This window comes from Streptomyces sp. SM1, assembly GCF_002910825.1.
GTDB classification, from domain to species: Bacteria; Actinomycetota; Actinomycetes; order Streptomycetales; family Streptomycetaceae; genus Streptomyces; species Streptomyces okerensis.
Genome location: NZ_NEUB01000365.1, coordinates 1 through 7,549, shown reverse-complemented (window position 1 = coordinate 7,549; position 7,549 = coordinate 1). Strand labels below are relative to the sequence as shown.

Below are 7,549 nucleotides of genomic sequence, written 5' to 3'. Positions count from 1 at the left end.
GGTCAGCCGGGACAGCAGTTCCACCGAGGACTTGGTGTCGAGACCGCCGAGGGTGCAGGGCCGGACGTCGGCGATGCCGGTCAGCGGCCCCGAGGAAACGGTGACGGCGAGGCAGTCCGGGTTGTCCGGGAGCAGCGCGTCGACCTGCTCGGCGTCGGCCGCGTCGTCCAGCAGGAGCACCGCGCGGCGGTCGGCCAGGGCGGTGCGCAGCGCCTCGGTGAGTTCGTCCTCGGGGGCCCCGGCCGGGGCGGGCGCCTCCAGCACGTCGAGCAGTTCCCGCGCGGCGCGTCCGACCGGTACGCGCGTGCCGTCGGGTTCGCTCAGCCGGGCGCGCAGTAACCCGTCGGAGTAGCGGTCGGCGACCTGGCGCACCAGTTCCTCGGCGAGGGCCGTCCGGCCGGAGCCGGGCCTGCCCGCGATGAGCAGCACCCGTGCGCGGGGGGCCTTGCGGCCGGAGAGCGTGTCCAGTCCCGCGCGCTCGATGTCGGCGCGCAGCTCCTTCAACTCCCTCGTACGGCCCAGGAATCGACCTTCCGGGGCAGCGTCCCGGGGAAGCCGCACACCGTCCGGGTCCACCGCCTGATCCGTCACGGGCCACACTCCCGTCCCACCGCACGCGCAAGCCCGCCGGGTCTTCCGGATCGGGCGTTTTCCAGAGCCTAGTTCACGCTCTGCGACGTTCCGTGAGGAGCGCGGCGCGGGGAGCGAGACTCCCCCGATCGGATCAACAGATCGTACGACCGACGGCTCTGCAGCGCCGGTGAGAAGGGCACGGGAAACCGCCCGGCCGGCCACGGCGGACCCGGCACGCCGGGCCGCGCATCACGGCTCCCCCGCCCGCGTCACACCTCGAACGGCCGCGCCGGCCACGGTGCCTGCGCCGGGCGCAGTGCGTCCGGACCGTCACCGGTCCGCGCCGCGACGAGCGAGAGGACACCCACCACCAGGCAGTTGTTGTGCAGCTCACCGGCCAGCACCCCGCGCACCAGCTCCTCGACGGGGACCCGGGCCAGCTCCATGTCGGCCTCCTCGTCCTCCACCTCGAAGCGGTCGCCCTCGGCCTCGGACAGCCCTCGCGCGAGGAAGATCCGTACGGCCTCGTCACAGCCGCCGGGCGTGGTGTAGACGTCGGCCAGCACCCGCCAGTCCTCCGCCTTGACGTGCGCCTCCTCGTACAACTCGCGCTGGGCGGCGTGCAGCGGGTTCTCACCGGCCACGTCGAGCAGACCCGCCGGGATCTCCCACAGCTTCTGCCGCACGGGGTGCCGGTACTGGCGCAGCACCAGGACCCGGTCCGCTTCGTCGAGGGCGAGGACGGCCACGGACCCGGGGTGGACCTGGTAGTCGCGGCGGACCACGGTGCCACCGGGCATCACCACCTCGTCCGTGCGGACGGAGGTCTTGGCCCCGGTGAACGGGGTCCGGGTCCCGCGGATCTCCCACTCTGCCGGGGTGTCCTTGATCGTCATGCCCGTCCTTCCCGACGTACAGCTCTCGTGCGCGTGCCCTGCGTGAGGCGCGCGTGCCCTGGGTGAAAAAAGCGGCCGGGGTGCGCACCCTTTGAAGGTTCGCACCCCGGCAACCGTACAACCGGGTGTGTTACTTCGAGATCTTCCGCTCGACCGAGGCCTTCACCAGCCCCGCGAAGAGCGGGTGCGGACGGGTCGGACGCGAGCGCAGCTCCGGGTGCGCCTGGGTCGCGACCAGGTACGGGTGGACCTCGCGCGGGTACTCGACGTACTCGACGAGCTTGCCGTCCGGGGAGGTGCCGGAGAAGACGATGCCCGCCTTCTTCTCCAGCTCCGCGCGGTAGGCGTTGTTCACCTCGTAGCGGTGCCGGTGGCGCTCCTCGACGTACTCCTTGCCGTCGTACACCTCACGCACGATCGAGCCCTCGGCCAGCTTGGCCGGGTACATGCCGAGCCGCATGGTGCCGCCCATGTCGCCCTCACCCGCGACGATGTCCAGCTGCTCGGCCATCGTGGAGATGACCGGGTGGGAGGTGGCCGGGTCGAACTCGGTGGAGTTGGCGTCGGAGATGTCCGCGAGGCTGCGCGCTGCCTCGATCACGATGCACTGCAGACCGAGGCAGAGGCCCAGCAGCGGGATCCGGTTCTCGCGGGCGTACCTGATCGCGCCGACCTTGCCGAGCACGCCGCGGTCGCCGAAGCCGCCGGGGATGCAGATGCCGTCGACGTCACCGAGCTGCGCCTGGGCGTCGGCCGGGGTCTTGCAGTCGTCCGAGGTGACCCACTTGACCTTCACCCGGGCCTTGTTGGCGAAACCGCCCGCGCGCAGCGCCTCGGTGACCGAGAGGTAGGCGTCGGGCAGGTCGATGTACTTGCCGACCAGGGCGAGGGTGATCTCGTGGTCGGGGTTGTGGACCCGGTCGAGCAGGTCGTCCCAGGTCGTCCAGTCCACGTCCCGGAAGGGCAGGTCCAGCTTGCGGACGACGTAGGCGTCCAGGCCCTCGCCGTGCACGGTCTTCGGGATGTCGTAGATCGAGCGGGCGTCGGGGCAGGCGACGACGGCGGCCTCGTCCACGTCGCACATCAGCGAGATCTTCCGCTTGATCGCGGTGGGCACCTCGCGGTCGCAGCGCAGCACGATCGCGTCCGGCTGGATACCGATGTTGCGCAGCGCCGCGACCGAGTGCTGGGTCGGCTTCGTCTTGAGCTCACCCGAGGGACCGATGTAGGGCAGGAGAGAGATATGGACCACGAACACGTTGTCGCGGCCGACCTCGTGCCGCACCTGGCGGACGGTCTCCAGGAACGGCAGCGACTCGATGTCGCCGACCGTGCCGCCGACCTCGGTGATCACCACGTCGACCTCGTCGGTCGCCATCCGGCGGATCCGGTGCTTGATCTCGTTGGTGATGTGCGGGATGACCTGCACGGTGTCGCCCAGGTACTCACCGCGCCGCTCCTTGGCGATCACCGTGGAGTAGATCTGGCCCGTGGTGACGTTGGCGGAGCCGTCCAGGTCGCGGTCGAGGAACCGCTCGTAGTGGCCGATGTCCAGGTCGGTCTCGGCGCCGTCGTTGGTGACGAACACCTCACCGTGCTGGAAGGGGTTCATCGTGCCCGGGTCGACGTTGAGGTACGGGTCCAGCTTCTGCATCACGACGCGCAGACCACGGGCCTTGAGCAGCATGCCGAGGCTGGAGGCGGTCAGCCCCTTGCCGAGGGAGGAGGCGACACCCCCGGTGACGAAGATGTGCTTGGTCGTCGACGCTGTGCTGTTTCGGAAAGCAGCGGGCTGCATGGCCAAGAGGGGGCTCCCGTGGTCGCGGTCTGTGGGTGCGGTTCCGGGGTTTCTCGCCCACCGGTCCACGGGCTACCAGCGTATCAGCGCCGCGCGGCGATGGCTCACGGCCACGCTCCGCGCACGCGCCGGCACAGGGTAGGCGCCGCGCACCGGACCCTCACCTCTCGGTCACTCATTCGGCGGAGCCGCGTTGTCCGGAGCGGCACACAGATCATCTACGTGCGTCGTATCCTGCTCGGACACTCGCTGCCGAGCCAGGCCGGCCGAACGGCACCACCCCCGCCCGTAAGTCCCGGAACAACGTGAGCTCGTCAGTTCGTTGAGCAACAGTTGGCGCTTGCCATCAAGGCCGAGTGACTGCTGTGCTTCACAGCTCAACGACGTATGACAAAAAACCCCTGACCGCACTAGCGACAGCCCCCTTGTGGGGTGACGTGGCCGTTCGACTGGAGATGCACGTGGCCGGGCGCATCGAGGACTACGCACTCATCGGAGACATGCAGACAGCCGCGCTGGTCTGCCGGGACGGCACAGTGGACTGGCTGTGCCTGCCCCGCTTCGACTCGCACGCCATCTTCGCCGGCCTGCTGGGCACCGAGGATCACGGCTTCTGGCGGCTGGGCCCCGCCCACGCCGACGACGCGGAACCGCCGAGCGCGACCCGGCGCGGCTACCGCGGTGACTCACTGATCCTCGAATCGGAGTGGGAGACTCCGCGCGGCACCGTCCGGGTGACGGACTTCATGCCCCCACGCGACGGAGCCCCGCAGCTGATCCGCATCGTGGAGGGCGTCTCGGGCCGGGTGCCGATGCGCTCGGCGCTCCGGATGCGGTTCTCCTACGGCAGGATCGTCCCCTGGGTGCACCGGCACGAAGGGCGCACGGTCGCCGTCGCCGGACCGGACTCGGTGTGGTTCGACACATCTGTCGATACCTACGGCGAGGAACTGACCACCTACTCGGACTTCACCGTCGCGCCGGGCGAGCGGATCGCCTTCACCATCTCCTGGGAGCCGTCGCACAAGCGGCCGCCGGCCCTGCCGGAACCGGAGCAGTCGCTGGAGGCGACCGAGGACTTCTGGCGCGAGTGGGTCGAGCACTGCACGTACCACGGCCCCTACCGCGAGGCCGTGGTCCGTTCCCTGATCACGCTGAAGGCCCTGACGTACGCCCCGACCGGCGGCATCGTCGCCGCGCCCACCACCTCCCTGCCGGAGGACATCGGAGGCGTCCGCAACTGGGACTACCGCTACACCTGGCTGCGGGACGCGGCGATCACCCTGTCCTCGCTGCTGCGCACCGGCTACCGCGAGGAGGCCCGCGCCTGGCGCGAGTGGCTGCTGCGCGCGGTGGCGGGCGACCCGGAGAACCTGCAGATCATGTACGGCATCGCCGGTGAGCGCGAACTCGGCGAGGCGGAACTGGACTGGCTGCCCGGCTACGAGAACTCCGGCCCGGTCCGGGTGGGCAACGGCGCCGCGCACCAGCTCCAGCTGGATGTGTACGGCGAGGTCACCGAGGCCCTCCACCTCGCCCACATGACGGGCCTGGCCCGCAACGACTACGCCTCGCTGCTCCAGCTGAAGCTCATCCAGTACCTGGAGAAGCACTGGCAGGAGCCGGACGAGGGCATCTGGGAGGTGCGCGGCCCGCGCCGCCACTTCGTGCATTCCAAGGTGATGGCCTGGGTCGCCGTCGACCGCACCATCAAGCTCATCGAGTCCGGCGACGCCGACGGCCCGCTGGAGCGGTGGAAGCAGTTGCGTGACGACATCCACCGGGATGTCTGCGAGAAGGGCTACGACAAGGAACGCAACACCTTCACCCAGTCCTACGGCTCCCGGGAACTGGACGCCTCCCTGCTGCTGATCCCGCAGATGGGCTTCCTGCCGCCGGACGACAAGCGGGTGATCGGCACCATCGAGGCGATCCAGCGCGAGCTGTCCACCTCCGACGGCTTCATCCTGCGCTACCCGACGGAGGGCAAGGACGAGGGCGTCGACGGTCTGCCGGGCGACGAGGGCGCGTTCCTCGCCTGCTCGTTCTGGATGGCGGACGACCTGGCGATGATCGGCCGCGTGGACGAGGCGAGGAAGCTCTTCGAGAAGCTGCTCGCCCTGCGCAACGACCTCGGCCTGCTGGCGGAGGAGTGGGACCCGCACCTGCAGCGCCAGGTCGGCAACTTCCCCCAGGCCTTCAGTCACGTCCCCCTCATCGACACGGCCCTGCGCCTGACCGCGTCGGGGGCGTACGGGGGCTGAGCGCGGCTACCCGGGCGCGAGCGCCGTCAGTGTCCGCTCGCCGCCCGGGTCACCCACCGTGGCCGGCACCAGGGCCACCTCGTCCAGCCCGGCCGCCGCGTAGTCGCCCAACCGGGCCCTGACGGCATCGGAGCCGCCGACCAGACCGACCGCCGCCGCGGCCTCGGCCGGCAGGGCACGGAGCAGTCTGCCGGTGTCGGCGCCCTCTCCGGCGAGGCCGACCGCCCCACCGAAGCCGGCCGCGGTGAACATCTCCCGGTACCCGGGCACGGTGAGGTAGCCGGCGAGGCTGCGCAGGACCTGGGTCAGCGAGGCCGGGTCGGGGTCCACGGCGGCGGGCAGCCAGGCGGCCAGTCGCGGTGGGGTGCGTCCGGCCCGCTCGGCGGCGGTGAGCATCTTCGCGCGCAGGACCCGGACCTGCTCGGGGGAGACGACGTCGAGGAGCATCCGGTCGGCGTGCGCGGCGGCCGTGGCGATCGCCCGTTCGCCGAACGCGGCCACCGTGAGCGGACCGCCGGGCGGTCGCTGACGGCGCCGGAATCCGCTGCCGGGAACGACCGGCTCACCGGGCTCGCCGTGCAGCAGCACCCGCAGCGCGGCGGCCGTCTCCTCCAGCTGGGCCGCCGGACGGACGCGGGGCCGGTCGTGGACGCCCTCGACGACCCGCTTGCTCGACGTGCCGAGCGCCACCCCCACCGGACGGCCGGTGACCGCGGCCGTCGAGGCGGCTCCCCGGGCGACGCTGTACGCGTCCCGCACCGACACCGACACCGCCACCGGCCCGGCCGTCAGGGCGACCCTGCCGGTGGCCCGTCCGACGGCGGTGGCCGGCACGAACGCGTCCCACGTCGGTCCCTCGCCGAGCCACACCTCGCGGTATCCGAGCCGGTCGGCGACCGCCGCGACCCGCAACGGCTCCTCGACGGGGCTGTCGTCCTCCCGTGCCGCGGCAACCACGCTGATGTCCATGGCCGCGCCGCTGCCCGGCCGCCACCGCCCCCACCGCGGCCCATGCATGCACCGGGGACATCCGCGCGGGTAGCGTCCCGGTATGGACAGCGGATACGACACCCGGGGTGCCGGGATCACCGTGCGGCGCGCCCTGGACCTCCCGGGCCTGCGCAGCGGCCTCCCGGAGATCCTCGCCGGCGCCGACCGGCTGGAGCGCACGGTGCGCTGGGTGCACGCGGGCGAGGTGCCGAACATCGCCTCGCTCCTCAAGGGCGGCGAACTCCTGCTGACCACCGGGTACGGCCTCGGCACCCGCCCGGCCGACCAGCGGGCCTTCGTGCGCACGCTGGCCGAGCGGGGCATCGCGGCGCTCGTGGTGGAGCTGGGCCCGCGCTTCTCCCGGCTCCCCGCCGCCCTCGTCGACGCGGCCCGGGCGGCCGGGCTCCCGCTGGTCCAGCTGCACCGCGAGGTGCCGTTCGTGACGGTCACCGAGGAGATCCACACCGAGATCGTCAACGGGCACTACGCGCTGCTGCAACGCGCCGAGGAGGTGCACCGCCGCTGCACCGAGGCGCTGCTCGGCGGCGGCGGGGTCCCCCGGGTCCTGGAGATCCTCGCGGGGTTCACCGGCAACCCGGTGTTCCTGGAGACGACCGACGGGCAGCTGCTGTACGCGGCCGGTGAGGGCCCCGAGGGCGCTGACCCGCTCCAGGTCTGGGAAGGGCTGCGCGACCGGCACCAGAACGACCCGCCGGCCGGTTCGGCTCTCGTGGACGTGCCCGGCGGCGGCCCCGGCAGCGGTGGCGTACGGGCGCGGCTGGTGCTGCTGCCGGTGCGCAGTACGCCGCAGCCGGTGCACCGGATGGCGGCCGAGCGCGCGGCGGGCATCCTCGCCGTGGTGCTGATGCAGGCGCGTCAGGAGGAGGAGCTGGCGGCGCGGGGCCGCGGGGACTTCCTCACCGACCTCGCCGAGGGGCGGGTGACCGCGCTGGACGCGCCGGGGCAGGCGCGCGTACTGGGCTTCAAGCCGGGTGCCGGACCGCTGCTGCCGGTGGTGATGCGGCTCG

Annotated in this window: 6 protein-coding genes; 2 read left to right on the top strand and 4 right to left on the bottom strand. The window is 72.0% G+C overall.

Annotation, left to right across the window (positions count from 1 at the left end; all coding sequences use genetic code 11):
* The 3 genes from B9S61_RS09375 to B9S61_RS09365 form a co-directional block, all read right to left on the bottom strand.
* On the bottom strand, nt 1-591 hold a 591-nt coding region (locus tag B9S61_RS09375; protein ID WP_181007309.1), incomplete at its 3' end, for an ATP-binding protein.
* 251 nt (nt 592-842) lie between these two features.
* A complete protein-coding gene (locus tag B9S61_RS09370; RefSeq protein ID WP_103541846.1) occupies nt 843-1,469 on the bottom strand; it encodes an NUDIX hydrolase in 627 nt (208 codons plus the stop codon).
* Nucleotides 1,470-1,599: 130 nt separating this feature from the next.
* The gene (locus tag B9S61_RS09365; RefSeq protein WP_103541845.1) at nt 1,600-3,267 is read right to left on the bottom strand and encodes a CTP synthase; all 1,668 of its coding nucleotides are present in this window, start codon (nt 3,265-3,267) and stop codon (nt 1,600-1,602) included.
* Nucleotides 3,268-3,728: 461 nt separating this feature from the next.
* Here B9S61_RS09365 and B9S61_RS09355 point away from each other — a divergent pair, with 461 nt between their 5' ends.
* Nucleotides 3,729-5,531 (top strand): glycoside hydrolase family 15 protein, encoded by a 1,803-nt coding sequence (locus tag B9S61_RS09355; protein WP_103541847.1) that lies wholly within the window; start codon nt 3,729-3,731, stop codon nt 5,529-5,531.
* Nucleotides 5,532-5,537: 6 nt separating this feature from the next.
* Here the strand turns inward: B9S61_RS09355 and B9S61_RS09350 are convergent, their stop codons facing one another.
* The gene (locus B9S61_RS09350) at nt 5,538-6,500 is read right to left on the bottom strand and encodes an LLM class F420-dependent oxidoreductase (RefSeq protein ID WP_103541843.1); all 963 of its coding nucleotides are present in this window, start codon (nt 6,498-6,500) and stop codon (nt 5,538-5,540) included.
* An 82-nt stretch (nt 6,501-6,582) separates the two neighbouring features.
* Between B9S61_RS09350 and B9S61_RS09345 the strand changes: the two genes are divergently transcribed.
* On the top strand, nt 6,583-7,549 hold a 967-nt coding region (locus B9S61_RS09345), incomplete at its 3' end, for a PucR family transcriptional regulator ligand-binding domain-containing protein (RefSeq protein ID WP_181007308.1).